14 protein-coding genes are annotated in these 15995 nt (G+C 58.6%); 6 read left to right on the top strand and 8 right to left on the bottom strand.

The genetic code is table 11. The features are described from left to right. Nucleotides 1–61: 61 nt before the first annotated feature. From E3U23_RS11895 to E3U23_RS11880, 4 genes are read right to left on the bottom strand one after another with little or no spacing between them, the layout of a single operon-like run. The gene (locus E3U23_RS11895; RefSeq protein WP_279351493.1) at nucleotides 62–814 is read right to left on the bottom strand and encodes an SDR family NAD(P)-dependent oxidoreductase; all 753 of its coding nucleotides are present in this window, start codon (nucleotides 812–814) and stop codon (nucleotides 62–64) included. After that, the gene (locus E3U23_RS11890) at nucleotides 807–1643 is read right to left on the bottom strand and encodes a TIGR03084 family metal-binding protein (protein WP_279351492.1); all 837 of its coding nucleotides are present in this window, start codon (nucleotides 1641–1643) and stop codon (nucleotides 807–809) included. The genes E3U23_RS11895 and E3U23_RS11890 overlap by 8 nt, the downstream gene beginning before the upstream one ends. Beyond that, nucleotides 1636–2415, bottom strand: a complete 780-nt coding sequence (locus E3U23_RS11885) for a FadR/GntR family transcriptional regulator (protein WP_279351491.1) — start codon at nucleotides 2413–2415, stop codon at nucleotides 1636–1638. Before E3U23_RS11885 ends, E3U23_RS11890 begins: the two co-directional genes overlap by 8 nt. A gap of 57 nt (nucleotides 2416–2472) precedes the next feature. Continuing rightward, nucleotides 2473–3216 (bottom strand): SDR family NAD(P)-dependent oxidoreductase, encoded by a 744-nt coding sequence (locus tag E3U23_RS11880; RefSeq protein WP_279351490.1) that lies wholly within the window; start codon nucleotides 3214–3216, stop codon nucleotides 2473–2475. Between the two features lie 82 nt (nucleotides 3217–3298). Here E3U23_RS11880 and E3U23_RS11875 point away from each other — a divergent pair, with 82 nt between their 5' ends. Together E3U23_RS11875 and E3U23_RS11870 are read left to right on the top strand one after the other, a co-directional pair. Continuing rightward, nucleotides 3299–4243 (top strand): alpha/beta hydrolase, encoded by a 945-nt coding sequence (locus E3U23_RS11875; RefSeq protein ID WP_279351489.1) that lies wholly within the window; start codon nucleotides 3299–3301, stop codon nucleotides 4241–4243. 43 nt (nucleotides 4244–4286) lie between these two features. Continuing rightward, the gene (locus E3U23_RS11870; protein WP_279351488.1) at nucleotides 4287–4850 is read left to right on the top strand and encodes a TetR/AcrR family transcriptional regulator; all 564 of its coding nucleotides are present in this window, start codon (nucleotides 4287–4289) and stop codon (nucleotides 4848–4850) included. A 13-nt stretch (nucleotides 4851–4863) separates the two neighbouring features. On the opposite strand, the gene E3U23_RS11865 is transcribed toward E3U23_RS11870, so the two are convergent. Together E3U23_RS11865 and E3U23_RS11860 are read right to left on the bottom strand one after the other, a co-directional pair. Then, nucleotides 4864–5739: a Coq4 family protein gene (locus E3U23_RS11865; protein ID WP_279351487.1), complete on the bottom strand. Its 876-nt coding sequence runs from the start codon at nucleotides 5737–5739 to the stop codon at nucleotides 4864–4866. 11 nt (nucleotides 5740–5750) lie between these two features. Continuing rightward, complete coding sequence (locus E3U23_RS11860) at nucleotides 5751–7508, bottom strand: N-acyl-D-amino-acid deacylase family protein (protein WP_279351486.1); 1758 nt, start codon at nucleotides 7506–7508, stop codon at nucleotides 5751–5753. A gap of 121 nt (nucleotides 7509–7629) precedes the next feature. Between E3U23_RS11860 and E3U23_RS11855 the strand changes: the two genes are divergently transcribed. Continuing rightward, complete coding sequence (locus tag E3U23_RS11855) at nucleotides 7630–9255, top strand: flavin-containing monooxygenase (protein WP_279351485.1); 1626 nt, start codon at nucleotides 7630–7632, stop codon at nucleotides 9253–9255. On the opposite strand, the gene E3U23_RS11850 is transcribed toward E3U23_RS11855, so the two are convergent. After that, nucleotides 9252–10451, bottom strand: coding sequence for a CaiB/BaiF CoA transferase family protein (locus E3U23_RS11850; protein WP_279351484.1), 1200 nt, complete (start codon nucleotides 10449–10451; stop codon nucleotides 9252–9254). The two genes, E3U23_RS11855 and E3U23_RS11850, sit on opposite strands and share 4 nt — an antisense overlap. A 13-nt stretch (nucleotides 10452–10464) precedes the next feature. Beyond that, a complete protein-coding gene (locus E3U23_RS11845; RefSeq protein WP_279351483.1) occupies nucleotides 10465–11226 on the bottom strand; it encodes an SDR family NAD(P)-dependent oxidoreductase in 762 nt (253 codons plus the stop codon). Between the two features lie 132 nt (nucleotides 11227–11358). Between E3U23_RS11845 and E3U23_RS11840 the strand changes: the two genes are divergently transcribed. Genes E3U23_RS11840 through E3U23_RS11830 form a run of 3 tightly spaced genes read left to right on the top strand, consistent with a single transcriptional unit; the run spans nucleotide 11359 to nucleotide 15993 of the window. Further along, nucleotides 11359–12615, top strand: coding sequence for an MFS transporter (locus E3U23_RS11840; RefSeq protein WP_279351482.1), 1257 nt, complete (start codon nucleotides 11359–11361; stop codon nucleotides 12613–12615). Then, nucleotides 12612–14336: an N-acyl-D-amino-acid deacylase family protein gene (locus E3U23_RS11835; RefSeq protein WP_279351481.1), complete on the top strand. Its 1725-nt coding sequence runs from the start codon at nucleotides 12612–12614 to the stop codon at nucleotides 14334–14336. Before E3U23_RS11840 ends, E3U23_RS11835 begins: the two co-directional genes overlap by 4 nt. 7 nt (nucleotides 14337–14343) lie before the next feature. Beyond that, nucleotides 14344–15993, top strand: coding sequence for a GMC family oxidoreductase (locus E3U23_RS11830; RefSeq protein ID WP_279351480.1), 1650 nt, complete (start codon nucleotides 14344–14346; stop codon nucleotides 15991–15993). Nucleotides 15994–15995 lie beyond the last annotated feature (2 nt).

The raw sequence follows: 15995 nt of genomic DNA, 5'->3' as shown, positions 1-15995 counted from the left end.
TTGCCAGTTCAGGCAATAGGGGTGGGCAGGGTGTCGGACGCGCTGTCGAGAATTCCGGACGTCAGGCGGTTACACCCTGGTCCATCGAATAAACGGAACCATGCACCCGTTTGGCGCGCGGTGATGCGAGGAAAGCCACCACCTGAGCGACATCCTCGGGCTGGGCGATCTCCCGTGGGCCGGATCCGATGAAGAGCAGTTGCGGATCGTAGTCTTCCGTCACGGTCGTGCCAGTTGCCATTGGCGTCAACATGCCGCCAGGTGCGACCGCGTTGATCCGCACTGGTGTCTTCCAATACTCGACGGCGAGGCTGCGTGTCAGGGCTATGAGCGCGCCCTTTGTCGACGAATAGGCCGCGATATAGCTGTGACCGGTCAATCCCGACGCGGATGCGACGTTGACGACAGAACCGGCAGTCTTTTCGAGATGGGGGAAGGCCTGTTGGAAGAGCAGGAAGGGCGCGCGGACATTGACCGCGTAGAGCTTGTCGTACTGCTCGACGCTGGTCTCGGCCGCGTGCCCGAAGACCAGCATCCCGGCCACATTGCAAAGTGAATCGAGACGACCGAACTTTTCTACGGTCTTGGCTACCGGGCGGAGGCAGGCATCGGGATCCGACAGATCGGTAGGAATGACGATGGTCTTGCTGCCATTCTCAGCGCACAGTGCCTCGGTTTCCTCAAGGCCACCCTCGTTTACGTCGACAAGAGCAAGATCTGCGCCTCTCTGGCTGAGTTCCACTGCGACAGAACGCCCGAGGCCCGATGCGGCACCCGTGACGATTACGCTGAGACCGGCAAATTCCTTATCCATCCCTATTCCCTTCCTTCGCGCTGGAATGCGGCGGGCGCGATCCTGGAGCGGCCGGCTCCTGCGGGGCTCCGGCGAAACACTGCGCTATCTCCAGCCATTGGTCTGCCTCGGTTCCGCAGGTCACCAGTTCGGTATCTTCCGGGGCGCGGCGCTGGGTCACGACCAGCGCGAAATCGAGTGCGGGTCCGCTTACAAGACTGTCGCTGCCCGGCCATTCCCACTCTTCGCCTGAGGGGGCTTCCAGTCGCACAGTTGGCCGCTCAGGTGGCTCCAACTCTCGATTGCGGAAGGACCAGCCGAAGGTTCGGGCACCAAGATCGCATACATGGCGGATGCGGGATGTCGGTTCCCGCTGGACCCTGAAAAGGTCGTAGATATCCTGACCATGCGCCCAGACCTCCATCAAGCGGGCGGTGGCAAAGGATAGAACGCCCATTTCCGGTCCGAACCAGGCCACTCGGTAACCATCTTCCGCGGTCCGAAGAGATCTGACAATGCGTTCGTATCCCTCGCGCCAGATGCGCAATACTTCGGCATCGGAAATGCCTTCGAACTCGGTGCGGATTTGCTGTGACAATTCGATACCGTCGGCCTGTTTCGCGCGGATCGCGGTAACGGTAGCGCGAAATGCATCGACATCGCCGAGTGAGATAAGTCCGAATCGGTCAACCTGGAAAAGGTGCAGGATCTGGTCGCGAACCGTCCAGTCGAAAAAGGGCGTCACACACCCCCAATCCTCCGCGCTCAGATCCGAGACGAATGCATCAAGCTCCTGGTTCTCGGCCAGCAGTTCGTCGCACAGGCGCTCGACGACCCCAGCATCAGCCATGATGCAGGACAGCGTCGCCAAACTTGGTATTTTCGAGGCTCTTAGCCATCCACTCTTCGATTGTATCCGAGCAGCGGTGGCTGGCAATTTCAGCCATTTCGACATCGCCTTCGAGAATTGAGCTGGCGAGTTTCAACCTGAGTTTGCGGTAGGTTTCAACTCGGTCCGGGCGATTGATCAGCACATCCTGCTCGCGCCGCAACTGAGCAGTAAAATCGTAAAGGATGTCGAGCAGCAGTGTGAGAACGGCGTTCTCGCTCATTTCACCCAGGATTTCGCCGAACAGTCGCTCGCTGCGGAGGAACTCGCGATAGCCATGTCCATCGGCCTCATTCTTGTTGGCGTCGAGATCCACCTGGCAATCGATGAACTTCTTCAGCTTGGCCTTTTGTTCGGGATCCTGATTCCAGGCTGCTCTCTTCGCCAGTTCAGCGCGCAATGGCTTCATTGCTGCCGTCGTTTCGGACAAGCCTGCATTGCGCGACATCAAATATAGCGCGGCCATTCTGCTCACACTAAGTGAGCCCGGTCGGGTCGCGAAATAGCCCCCGCCGACACCGCGTTTGATCTTGATAAGGTTTTCCTGAACCACTCTGGCGGAGGCTTGCCGCAGGGTTGGACGCGACACCTTTAGCAGGTCGATCATATCCTCTTCTGACCCAAGGAACTCTTCGTCCTGCTTCGACAAGGCGAAGATGCGCAGTTTTTTTGCGGCCTCGTCGACCGCCGATGCCGCGCCGGCCTCGCGCTGCTTCTTTTTCGGTTCAGCCATTGTATTCAACTCCTGAAAGCAGTCGTATTGCTGACATTTGCAGCAATACGTGAACGATTATCTGAAATGACCTCCGGTGACGGCCAGCGTCGCTGCCGACGTGAAATTAGAGTCCGGGGAGGTCAGGAAAAGGCAGGCGCGGGCTACATCTTCCGCAGTTCCCGGTCGAGCGGCACGATTGAGATTTTTGACACTTCCGTCCGATTCCTGTGCCTCAAACATAAAATCTATCATCGGGGTTCGGATCACGCCGGGGCAGATTGTGTTGATCCGGACTGTTGGCCCGAGTTCGCCCGAAAAAGCTTCCGAAAACGCCACCAATCCCGCTTTCGTCGCAGAGTACACCGCCATGCCAGGCTGAGACCTCAGGCCTGCAAGCGACGCGATATTCACGATCGTAGCGGCCTCGGCGGCTTCGAGGTGCTTCAAGGCCGCACGGCACATCAGGAACGGGCCCGCAAGATTGACGCCGACGGCTCGCTGAAAGTCGTCGTAGCCGGTCTCGCGAACCTGCTTGCGCACGAGGATACCGGCCACATTCACGAGGCCATCGATCCCGCCCATGGACCGAGCAGCGGAATCAACCGCGGTGTTCACTTCCCTTTCGCTCGAGACGTCGCAAACGGCGTTTTTCGCGCGCAATTCTTTGGCGAGGGAGGCCAATCTCTCGGCGTCGATATCGACCAGGGTGAGGTTCGCCCCTTCGGATGAGAAAAGGCGGGCGATACCTTCGCCCATGCCTGACGCCGCACCAGTCACGACGATCCGTCTCCCGACCAGTTTTTTGCCGTCCCTGTTCATCAAATAAACTTCCTCTTCAGACGGTCTTATGCTTAAAAGAGGTATCTGAAAAGAATTATAGCGTCATCATGAGAGGAATGGCATGCCGCTGGACCCTGATGCTAGGCAAATGGTCGACCTGCTGGAATCAATCGCTCCGGTACCCAATGCCCATACGGTCGCTCATGAGTATCGGGAGGGAAGGGCGGCAGGCCTTGCCGAACGGCAGGTTGAGGTCATCCCTGTAGACCAGGTCGAAACGTTCGATGTCGAGGGTCGAAACGGCCCCGTCACTATCCGCTGCTATCGCCACGGTTCGGAGCAGGGGACTCGTCCGACCCTGCTGTATATGCATGGCGGCGGTTTTGTGACTTGCAGTATCGAGACGCACGATCCCTATTGCCGTACACTCGCTCGCGAAACGGGCCTGACCATCGTCTCGATAGACTATCGCCTTGCGCCCGAGCATCCTTATCCGGCGGGGTTCGAAGATTGTCTCGACGTGCTGAACTGGGCAGTCAGCGACGAGGCAAAAATGCACGGGATCGACAGGTCGCGGATCATTGTATCAGGCGATAGTGCAGGCGGAGCTCTGGCCGCGGCGCTTGCAATCTGGGCGCGAGACAATGGCGGGCCGCCAATTATCCACCAGCTGCTCATATATCCCGTAACCCTGAACGATTTTTCGACGGCTTCATATACTGAGAACGCTGAGGGCTTTTACCTCACGCAGGAAGCCATGCGGTGGTTCTGGAAGCAATATATCGGACAGGAGGAAGGGGAGGTCGACCAGTTCTCTGCTCCTGGCAGCGCAAGCGACCTGTCGGGACTGCCTCCGGCTACCATCATCACGGCTGGTTACGATCCTCTGCGTGACGATGGCGCGAAGTTCGCTGCGCGACTGGAGGAGGCAAATGTGCCTGTCGTTTATCGGGACTTTGCAGGTGCCTTTCACGGATTTGCTGGCATGTTCACTCTCGACTGTGCTCAACAATCGCTCAAGTTCATTGTCGAACAACTCAAAGCAGCCGTGGCCGGAACGACGTAAGGGCACAGTTTATCGGCAAGCAGATCGTCGCTAGAGAAAGCAGATGAACGAGGTAAGCGCCCGCCCACTCGATCCGCGAGCCCAGCGTAGCCGTCAGCGCCTGCACGAAGCCATGCTCGCGCTTGTCGCCAAAAAGCGTCTTGATGACATCTCGATTACCGAAATCGTTGCGCAGGCGGAGATTGGCTACGCGACCTTCTTCCGACATTATCCGGACAAGCAATCCCTCTGGAATGCCGTAACGGCGAGCCTCCTACACGAAATCAACTTGCGGGTGTCTGCACTCATCGCATCAGACGATCATCACGCGGCGGCGATCGAGATCTGCCGCTTCGTTGACCAGCACAAGGACGTCTATCGTGTCATGCTGGCAGGGGGGGCGGCCAACCACACCCGTGATGCGATGCTTTTCGATTCTCTCGCGGTTGCAAGTTCCTCGCAAGACGCTGCGTCCATCGATCTTCCGCCAACCTTGGGTAGCCATTTCGCGGTCGGCGCAATCTTTGCGATCCTGGCGTGGTGGTTGGAGGGACACGACGACATCGAACCGGAACAGATTGGCGCTTATCTGGACCGGCTGGTTTTCACACCGCTATTCGATTTCTAGGCACCGCGTCCGGTCAGCCTCGCAATACTTTGCTCGCTTCTTCCCACCGGTCACCCGGTCCCCGATCAAACCCATATTCGGTAGCGATATCTTCAAGTGGCTGGTCCAGATGCGCGGAATAATCGATCATGAACAGGGGGCGGTTCAAGGCTTCGCCTCGCTCGATACCCATTCTTACCGCTTCGGCCATCAGGGGAACGCCTGCATGGTAGTTGAACATCGTGCGTGCGATCATCGCGCTGGAAACAAAACTGTTGTTGATGCTGAGCTCCTGGGCGAGCTCGCTCGAGAGCAGCCGCGCATTGGCAGTCACATTCATCACCGCGAGAGCAAGCTCACCCGCGTGATTGGGTCCGAAACCGGTCAGGAGATGCTGGAGATCGTGACTATGTCCAATCGCCTGCATGACGAATTCGTAGTCGCTACGCGCCTCGACATTGTGGACGAACCGCATCGTCATTCCGGATTGGGTGATGAAAGCATGGACAGCATGGCCCAAGGTACCCGGGGCGCACTCGGAAACATCCGTGGCTTCGATTGCGAGCGGCTTTCTTGCCGCGAGCCAGGCGTCGAACTCGTGGTTGTTCTCGCGCTCGCGCTCGACGATGGCTGCTGCCTCGAAATAGTCGGTAACGTCGGCAATGCCGCGCGTCATTTCGGGGATGTCCCATGTGAAGGGGAGGTCTTCACCATAGCGACGCAGCGCCATGGTCTTGAAGGCATGGGAGAAGAGCGGGCTGTTCAGATATTTCGACGTCGACATCGGAACGCTGCCTGCCGCGGGTTCCTTGCCCTGCTTCATGTATTGCGCTTCGCGCTCTGTCATGCCGCCTTGGCGCTGGAAGATCTCCGAAGGATCGCGCTTTTCGAGCTTGCCCATCTTGTTCATCGACTTGCTCCTTATTCCGCCGCTTCCGCCAGTTCCTCGGACCCGGTCGGCTCATAACCTGCGATCTTGCCGGGGTACTGTCCGGTAAAGAAGCCTGCCTGGAAGGTGGGGTAGCCCGCGACCATCGTCAGTCTCATCGGAGCCGCTTCGCGCGTATAGCGCCAGGTGCGCCCGCCAGTCCCGTCGGGAACGTCGAACATGCGGATCGTTGGCCGGCGTTCTATTTCGTCGATATTCCAAACTGCGATATCGGCCACTTTTCCAGTTTCAAGCGTCCCGCGATCGTGCAGGCCGAAAACGGCGGCGAGTTTGCCTGTGCAGTTGTGGATGGCTTCCTCGATGGTAAGCAGGCCCTTTTTGACGACATAGTCCTTGATGAGGTCGATATGATCGCCAATCCCGCACAGCATCTGACCATGAGCGCCGGAATCCGAGACATTGCCGATGGCGTATGGGTCCTTGAATAGGTCGGCCAGCATCTTGTCGCTTTCCCGGTCGATGACGAAGACCAGCGTCGAGCCAAGACCATTCAGCTTCAACCATTCGGCGAGCGCATCGCTCGCATGGTCTTCTTGGCTTTGCTCGATCACGTCGGCAAGGGTTACGCCAATGCCGAAGGGGCCGTGCCCGCTCTCGGATTCGATCATAGTGACCGTTTCCGGACGGCGGAAATAGGCCTGCGGATACATGTCCTCGTCCCAGGCCTTGCGGGCGCGGGTTCGCCAGTCGGGATCGTCTAGCAACGCATATTTCCCTGCTTCGTCCTTGGTCTCGATCAATTCGTGCCAGACGAGGTTGTTCGACTGCGCGAATGTGAGCGAGTTGAAGAAATTGACGTTGGTCGTCGGGGGGACGTGGTGGAAGGTGGTGTACATCTCCCTACCTTCGTCCTTGAAGCGCTGATGGATGTCATGCGTGTTGGGGAGGCGAGCCATCTGGAACTTCAGGGTCGGAACACCGGCCCACAGGGTGCGGAATTTGCGGCCCCTCAATAAAGGATCGAACCGCGCGAGGTCCTTCTCACCCTCGTATCGCTGGAAGACCGACATCATGATTTGGAAGGTCTTATCTTCATACTCGTCGAGAACGTCGAACAGAGCCGTGAATTCCTCGTCTGCTGCGAGGATTGTCGGGACGGGATTTCCCTGCCCATCGTAGTCCATCGTGTTACTGGAAAGACCGAGCGCACCAGCATCCAGTGCCTCGCGCAGCAGGTCCTGCATCTCGCCGATTTCTTCGGTGGAGGCGGCGCGCTCGGTTGCGTCCATTCCCATGACGGCGAGGCGGATTGCGATGTGCCCGCAGTAAAATTCAAAATTCACCGGAACCCTCAGATTGCGGAGCATTGAGTCGCGGTATTCGCCCCAAGTGCTCCAGTCCCATGGCAGTTCATCCCGGAACGGGGTGATCGGGATGTCCTCGAAGAATGAGAATATCTTGATCATCGTATCGCGAGCTTCCGGATCGTTGCTGACCGGTGCGGCGGCGAAACCGCAATTTCCATTGACGCTTGTCGTCACACCATAGCCGCTCATGGGCTCGAGATTGGGGTTCCACCACATCGGGGCATCGTAGTGGTTATGCGTCTCGATAAAGCCGGGAGTTACGTAGCAATCGCTCGCATCGATCAAGCGTTCGAGTGGCCCCTTTTCCAGGCCTTCGGCGATCTCGACAATCTCACCATTGGCGATGCGAATATCAGCTTTTCGGGCTCCGGCACCGGTTCCGTCCACAATGGTTCCGTTTTTGATAAGTGTGTCAAACAGCATTGCAGTCTCCCATGGGCGCGCTTGCGACTCGCGCCATCTATGATATAGACTGTATCATACTTTTGGGCGGGTGCCGGTCAATGCCGATTGCGGCAGGCGGTTCTGCCGAGCGGGTGAGGATATGGCAGAACGTTTTGATGTGATCGTGATAGGCGCCGGATTTGGCGGGCTTCACCTCATTTGGAAAATGCGCTCTATGGGCCGTAGCGTGGTGGCGCTGGAGAAGGGCGGCGACGTAGGAGGAACCTGGTACTGGAACCGCTATCCAGGGGCGCGCTGCGATGTCCCAAGCCTCGAATATTCAGTGCCTTGGGACAAGGAACTTGAACAGGAATGGGACTGGAGTGAACGGTATTCCGCGCAGCCGGAAATCCTTTCCTACATCGAGGAGATCGCCCGTCGTCATGACCTCAAGCGTGATATCCGGTTCGATACCACAGTCACCGCGATGGCACGCGACAATGCGCGCAAGCTCTGGGTAGTCGAGACGGAGGGTAAAGCGGTTTTCGAGGCACCTGTCGTTATCAGCGCGGCCGGTTGCCTTTCGACGCCGAACTTGCCCGACATCCCCGGGATCGAGACCTTCGCGCGGCCGATCCATCACACGGGTCTTTGGCCGCATGAACCGGTGTCGTTCGAGGACAAGCGTGTGGGCGTGATCGGGACAGGCTCTACCGGCGTCCAAGCGTCAACCGCGATTGCTGCGGAAGCAGGTCACCTCTTCGTCTTCCAGAGGACTGCGCAATATAGTCTTCCGGCCTTGAACCGATCACTAACCAGCGAAGAACTTGCGGAGGCGAAAGCTGACTATGCCACTATCCGCAACCACCAGCGCAACAGTTTCGGTGCGGCAATCATAGAGCCGCCCAAGGCAATGAAAGCCTTCGACGACAACAAAGAAGCGCGCTTCGCCGAATACGAGCGGCGCTGGAATATCGGTAGGCAAGACTTGCTCGCCGCTTATGCGGACATCGGTACGGATGAACAGGTGAACGCAGAGGTTTCGGAATTCGTACGCGAGAAGATCCGGGGCATCGTGAAGGATGCCGAGACTGCAGAAAGGCTTTGCCCCAGCGCAAACCCGCTCGGCACAAGGCGGATCATCATGGACACGGGCTATTTCGAGATATTCAACCAAGACAATGTCAGTCTGGTCGACATACGTGAGGACCCGATTGCACGCATTGCCGAAACGGGGGTCAAGCTGGAAAGTGGGCGTTACGTCGAACTCGACATGCTGGTAGTCGCGACCGGCTATGACGCAGTGACAGGTCCGCTTCTGGACATGAACATTACGGGCCGCGAGGGCGTAGAGCTGGCGGAGAAATGGAAGAACGGCCCGGAAACCTATCTCGGCCTGATGATGCACGGTTTCCCGAACCTATTCACCGTGACTGGCCCACAAAGCCCGACGGTCCACGCAAATGTCATTATGGGCATCGAACAGCATGTCGACTGGATCGGCGATTGCCTGGCGATGATGGAGCGGGAAGGGATCGAAGAAATCGAACCGGAGCACCAGTCCGAACTGGAATGGGCGAAAGTGGTTGAAGCGATCGGGAGTGCCAATCTACGCGCGAAGGACACTAACAACTGGTACACGGGCGGAAACATCCCGGGCAAACCGCGATCATTCATGACCTACCAGGGTGGGCTCGATCGCTATCGCGCTATCTGCGACGAAATTGCGACCAACAGTTATCGGGGGTTCCAATTGAGCCCAGCAAAGGCTTCGGTGGAGGCTTAAACAATACCCTTTTCGCGAAGTTGGGCGAGCCTGCTTTCATCCAAGCCAACTTCCGCAAGAACTTCGGCGGTATGTTCGCCCAGTGTCGGGGCGCGGCGGTATAGCGATCCCGGCGTTTGCGACATTCGGAAGGGCGTCTCGATAACAGGGGCAGGGCTGGGCAGTCCGGGATAGTCCATCGGCTTGAGGAACCCCATCGCCGCAATGTGCGGATCGTCGAGCACGTCCTGAGGCGAATACAGTGGGCCCGCAGGAATACGGGCCTCCTCGAGTGCGGAAAGCATTTCCTCAAGGGTCATATCCGCGCACCAGCTTTGCATCTTGGCATTGAGAATTTTGCCATGCTCGGCTCGCTTGTCGTCGTTTGCGAAGCGGGGATCCTCGAACCAGTCGGCTTCGCCAACCAGGCGGCACCAGCGTTTGAACATAGGCTGTCCCGCGATCTGAACCAGCACCCAACCATCGCGAAGCTGGAAGAGATCGCAGGGAGCAGCGGCGGTCCCGCCATTTCCCACTCTTCCGCGGTTCGAATTGAGGATCGCCTGATCGATCACCATGCCATTGGTCATCATCAACGCTACGGGCAGCAATGCAGCTTCGACAGCCTGACCCTCTCCGGTCCTCTCGCGGTGATACAGCGCCATCGCGATTCCGATGGTGAGCGATAGCGCGGTTCCGAAATCGACATAGGGTACGGTTGAACGCATCGGCTGTTCGGGGGTGCCGGAACGATAGACACCGCCCGACATCACCTGTCCGATACCGTCGAAGGCGACCCGGTTGGAATAGGGGCCGCCGCGACCGAAACCTTGCGCGGTGGCATAGATGATATCGGGTTTGATCGCCTTTACGCTGTCGAAGTCGAGCGCGTTTGCCTCGAGCGCGGCGTCAGGCATGTTTGCAAGGACGACATCGGCTGTAGCGATGAGATCGCGCAGAATTGCCTTGCCCTCGTCGGTCATCGTGTCGAGCGTGACCGAGCGCTTGTTGCGGTTGCACTGGAGAAACGTGGCACCGTCTCCGGTTTCGGAAACAGGTTGGACAAAGCGGTCTTCGCCGCCGCTTCGCTTCTCGATCCGGATAACGTCGGCGCCCATGTCGGCGAGGATGGCCCCGCACCAAGGGGCAGCAATGAAGCGCCCGAAGTCGAGCACCCTGACACCTTCAAGAACCTGTTTCATCTGCTTTTCGTCCATCGCAATCCCTCCCTCAGATCGTGAATCCGCCGTCGATTGGCAACGCGACGCCATGTATGAACTTCGCGCGGCTGCTCGACAGGAAAAGTACGGCTTCCGCTATGTCCGCGGGTTCGCCTGGTTTGCCGGTAATAGGGCTCAGACGATTGAAAATCGCCCTGAGCTCGTCTGCGTCGCGGTCCAGGGCTCGGGTCATCGCGGTGCGGATTATTCCGGGGCAAACTGCGTTTATGCGAATGCCTGATGGACCATATTTCCGTGCCGCCGAACCGGTAAGTCCCACTACTCCGTGCTTCGCGGCCGTATAGTCGAGTGCACCCACGTTGCCGGACAGACCAGCGATGGAAGCGGTATTGATGATCGTTCCGCCGCCTTGCTTTTCCATCACCGCCACTTGGTGTTTCATGCAATAAATGACGCCCAAGAGGTCAACAGCGATTGTCTGCTCGACACGGATCAGATCGAAGGGTTCTTCATGGCTGCCCGTGATGCCGGCATTGTTGAAGGCATGATCGATCCGCCCGAACTGATTGAGGCAATCGTCTACTGCTCTTTCGCAGTCTTCAGGCCTCGAGAGGTCCGCCACGATACCAGCCGCCTCGCCCCCTGCTTCCCGGATAGCGGCAACAGTGTCCATGCAGCGGTCTGCATCCAAATCGACGCAGGCGACAATTGCTCCCCGCTTAGCGAAAAGCAAAGCGGTCTCCCGACCGATGCCGGAGCCGGCCCCGGTAACGAAGGCTACTGCCCCGGTGAATTCGTTGTTCAGGTCCATCGTCCCGGATTGCCGATTGATTGCTAATGCTTGTTTGAGGTACCTCTATGTGACTACTATCTCAGTGAGGCAAGGTCCGCGAAGGCTCTTGTGGATTGGGAGAGCGATCATGGACGAACCGGCATGGAGCGCGTGAGGCCCGGCCCTTTCCCGTGGTATCGCGGTTGGACAATGGTCGGCCTTGGCATCGTCATGGTGATGATGAGTGTCGGCTCGGTCCTCTATGGATATTCGATTTACGTCACGCCGGTGTCCGAGGAACTCGGTCTTTCGAGGGAGACGATCAACAGCGGGATTGTTTTCCAGCATCTCGGAACGGCGCTGCTCACCCCGATGATCGGGCGTATGCTCGACAAGGTCAAGGTGAGTACAATCGTGGCCATCAGCGGTATCTGCATGGGCGGTGGGCTGATGGCGCTCAGTATTGGGGATGCACTTTGGCCCAAGGCCGCCTTGCTCTTCTTCCCGATTTCCTTTGGCTTTTCAGGCGCGGGTTCGATCGCTAGCTACGTATTGGTTTCCCGCTGGTTCAAGGTCAATCGCGGGCGGGCGATGGCTATCGTTGCATTCGGGCAATCTGGCGGCAGTGTCGTCTTTGCCCCGGTGGTCGCACAGCTGGTTGCCGCTTTCGGCTGGCGCGAAGCGCTGGTCTATCAGGGCGCCTTTGTCGGCATAGCTTTGCTGCTCATCGCCTGGGGGATGGTCGACCGCCCAGTAGAGGGCGAAACCGAGCCGAAGCCGAAAAGTCTCGATGAATCCGAGCCGGTCCCGCAAGTCCCCGACGAACCCCCACTGCCGCTCAAGCAGATCATCGCCAATCCCACGTTTTGGGTGCTGGCAGGCATCGTCGCCCTGACACTGGCTGTCGTGCAAGCAACGGTCGTCAGCCTCGTCCCGCTTGCCAATGGACGTGGGATCGATCTGGTTCAGGCAAGTACGTTGATCTCGATGATCGGCGTGTCGGGATTACTCGGCAAATTCGCTCTTGCCATCATCGCGGACCGTTTCGACCGCATGAAACTAGTCACATTCGGGGTCGCGGTTATCATGGCCTTTGCCTTCAGCCTGACGCTGGAGCTTGGCTACTGGGGCCTCGCAATTTCGTGTTCGCTCGCCGGACTTGCAATTGCCGGTTTCTGGCCGGTCTACTCGGCTTTGCTTGCGGATATTTTCGGAGCCAATTCGCTAGGTTCTGTCGAAGGCCTCGTCGCCCCGATCATCTCCCTTACATCTGCGGGTGCGATCTACCTCGCAGGTGTCACTTTCGACGTGAATGGCGACTACAGGTTAACCTTCCTCATATTCGGGGCGGCGCTGGGCGTTGCCCTTCTGTTGTCGCTTTCTCTGCAGTTCATGCAGTATCGCAGGGCGCGGACCGCCAAGTCATGAGGGTCGACCTGGTCATTCGCGGCGGTACGATCGTCGATGGAAGCGGTGGGAAAGCCTTTGCTGGCGATGTTGCCGTAAAAGACGGCAGGATCGTCGCGGTGGGACCACTCGACGGTGTCGACTGCAGCGCCGCGGAGGTGCTCGATGCAACTGGCTGCCATGTCACTCCCGGTTTCGTCGACATACATACTCATTACGATGGCCAGGCGATCTGGTCCGACCGCCTCCGGCCGAGTACGGATCACGGTGTTACCACGGTCGTGATCGGTAATTGTGGAGTCGGCTTCGCCCCTTGCCGAGCGGACGACCGTGACGCCCTGATCGGTTTGATGGAGGGGGTCGAAGATATTCCAGGTGTTGTCATGGCCGAAGGCCTCGACTGGAATTGGGAAAGCTTCGCTGAATTCCTTGGTGCCATCGAAGCGAGGCCGCATGATTGCGACATCGGCGCCTACCTGCCGCATTCGCCACTCAGGGTATACGTCATGGGGGAGCGAGGGATCGCCCGTGAAGAGGCGACTGCTGACGACTTGCAGGAAATGCGCAGGCTGGCTGCCGAAGCAATCGAGGCCGGGGCGCTGGGGTGTGCGACCTCGCGACTTTTCTTCCATCGCACGGCCCAAGGCGAGTTAATCCCCACCTTCAATGCCTCCGAGGACGAACTTGATGCTCTGGCTGGAGCAATTGACGATGCAGGTGGTGGTATCCTCCAACTCGTGCCCAACTTCGAAAACCCAGATCCGACCGATGAGGTCAGACTGATCATGAGAGTGGCGGAGCGGCATCGCGTACCTGCCACCTTCACCGGGACCAGCGGACCCGAGCCGAAAATTCTGGCCAAACTGCTCGATAATGCAAAAAAGCAGGGTGCCTCTCTCACTGCCCAATTGTTTCCGCGGCCGATCGGCATGGTGCTCGGCCTTGGCGTCTCATGGAATCCATTCAGCTTCTGCGACAGCTTTGCTGAAATCGCTCATCTCGACGCCGCTGAGCGGGCCGAAAGAATGCGCGACCCTGCTCTGAGAGCCCGGATCTTAGGCGAACAGCCCGATTTCGTACGCTTTCCGCTTGCAAGACAGACGCGCAATTTTGCTCGCATGTATCCGATTGGACCGGACTTCAACTACGAGCCTGCACCGGAAGACAGCGTCGCTTCACGCGCCGAGGCAAGGGGAGTGTCTGCAGCCACGGAAGCGTACGACCTGCTTCTGGCAAACGAGGGTGCGAGTCTAATGCTCGTGGCGATGGGAAACTATTCAGATGGTACACTCGATCCTGTCCGCAGCCTGCTGGAGCATCCTGCAACAGTGCTTGGTCTAGGCGATGGCGGTGCCCATTATGCGCTGATCTGCGACGCCAGCTATCCCACGACTGTGCTCACGCACTGGGTACGCGACCGTGATCGCGGCCGGATTGCGCTTGAAACCGCGATCCACGAATTGAGCCGACATCCCGCCGAAGTAGTTGGCCTTTGCGACAGAGGGCTCCTGCGCGAGGGTTTCAAGGCCGATATTAACGTCATTGATCTGGCGAATCTGTCCCTCCAGATGCCAGAGCCGATTGCTGACCTGCCGGCTGGTGGCCGGAGATTGATGCAAACTGCTAGTGGTTACCGCGCGACGATCCTTTCAGGCCAAGTGACATATCGCGATGGCAATCCCACGGGCAGCTTGCCTGGCACGCTCGTGAGGGGGCGTCAGGAAGCTGCGTCCACACATTGAGAAACCGATGAGACATTTCGACGCAGACTACGTAATTGTGGGCGCGGGGAGCGCTGGTTGCGTGCTCGCCAATCGCCTGAGCGAGAATGGCCGCTATTCGGTGCTTCTCCTCGAAGCGGGGGGCGACGATCGCCCGACGCGCAATTGGCGGCAGTTCGGCTCCGCAGCCCTGATCCAGATCCCGGTGGGCTTCGCCAAGACAATGAAGAATGCGGCAGTGAGCTGGAACTACGAGAGTGAGCCGGATGCGCAAACGGGAGGAAGGCGTCATTCCTATCCCAGAGGAAAGGTTCTTGGCGGTTCTTCCTCGATCAACGCAATGCTCTACGTTCGCGGTCAGCCAGAGGATTACGAGGGGTGGCGCCAGCAAGGGTGCATCGGTTGGGGATGGGACGATGTCCTGCCATATTTTCGCAAGAGCGAGGACCAGGAGCGTGGCGAGAGCGAATGGCATGGCATCGGCGGTCCGTTGAGCGTTACTGATACGCGCGACGGATTGCCTATCAGTGAAACGGTGATGGAAGCAGCTGAGGCTATCGGAATTTCGAGTGTCGACGATATCAATGGGCCGAGCCAGGAAGGCGTGACCTGGTCACAGGTTACGATGCGGCGTGGCCTGCGCCATTCGGCGGCAGCCGCCTACCTGCGACCAGCGGAAAAGCGCAGAAATCTGCGCATCCTGAAAGGCGCAATGGCAAGGCAGGTCTTACTGGAAAGCGGCCGTGCTTGCGGAGTCGCCTTCTCGTTGAATGGAGGCGATGCGGAGGCTGTCGCCAAAAACGAGGTCATTCTATGCGGCGGCGCTTTCAATTCGCCGCACCTGCTTGAACTATCTGGCATCGGTTCGCCAAAAAGACTGAGCGAACTCGGTATATCGGTGATTGCCGGTTCACGTAACGTCGGCGAGAACCTGCAGGACCATTTCATGCACGCACTCAGCTTTCGGATGAAGGAGGGCGTACGATCGATCAACCAACAGGCACAAGGGTTCGGGCTAATCGGCCAAGTGCTGCGCTACGCCATCAGTCGACGAGGATTGCTGGCCCAGTCATCTTCCCAGCTGATGCTGTTCACCAAATCCCGCCTCGAGCTCGTGACACCGGACATCCAGATGCACATCACGCCGGCAACGATGAAACCGCCGAGTGAAGCGGGAGGGAAGCTGGTTCCGGACGATCACCCCGGGTTGACCTTCGCTCCGTGCCACCTGAGGCCGGAATCGCGTGGACACGTGCACGCACGCTCTGCCAATCCGGCGGAATTGCCGGCGGTCACCCCGAACTTTCTTGCCGCGCAGGCGGACCGCGACGCACAGGTTGCGGCGTTCAAACTTGCACGAACCATTGCGGCACAGCCGGTTCTTGCGAGCCAGGTGGAATGCGAGACCCTCCCGGGAGAAAAGATCAAGGGAGACGACGCAATCCTGTCCTACATCCGCGCCGCAGGGACCACCGTGCACCACCCAGTCGGAACTTGCCGGATGGGCGGGGACGAGGCTTCCGTTGTCGATCCCCAACTACGCGTGCGAGGCGTCGACAGGCTTCGCGTCGTCGATGCTTCGGTCATGCCGAGGCTGGTGTCTGGCAATACAAATGCGCCCGTGATCATGATCGCGGAAAAGGCGGCGGACATGATCCTTGCGGATGCAGCCGCTTAGGG

Origin of the sequence: Erythrobacter litoralis (genome assembly GCF_029760855.1) — a bacterium.
GTDB lineage: Bacteria > Pseudomonadota > Alphaproteobacteria > Sphingomonadales > Sphingomonadaceae > Qipengyuania > Qipengyuania litoralis_A.
This window is presented reverse-complemented; position numbering and strand designations above follow the sequence as displayed.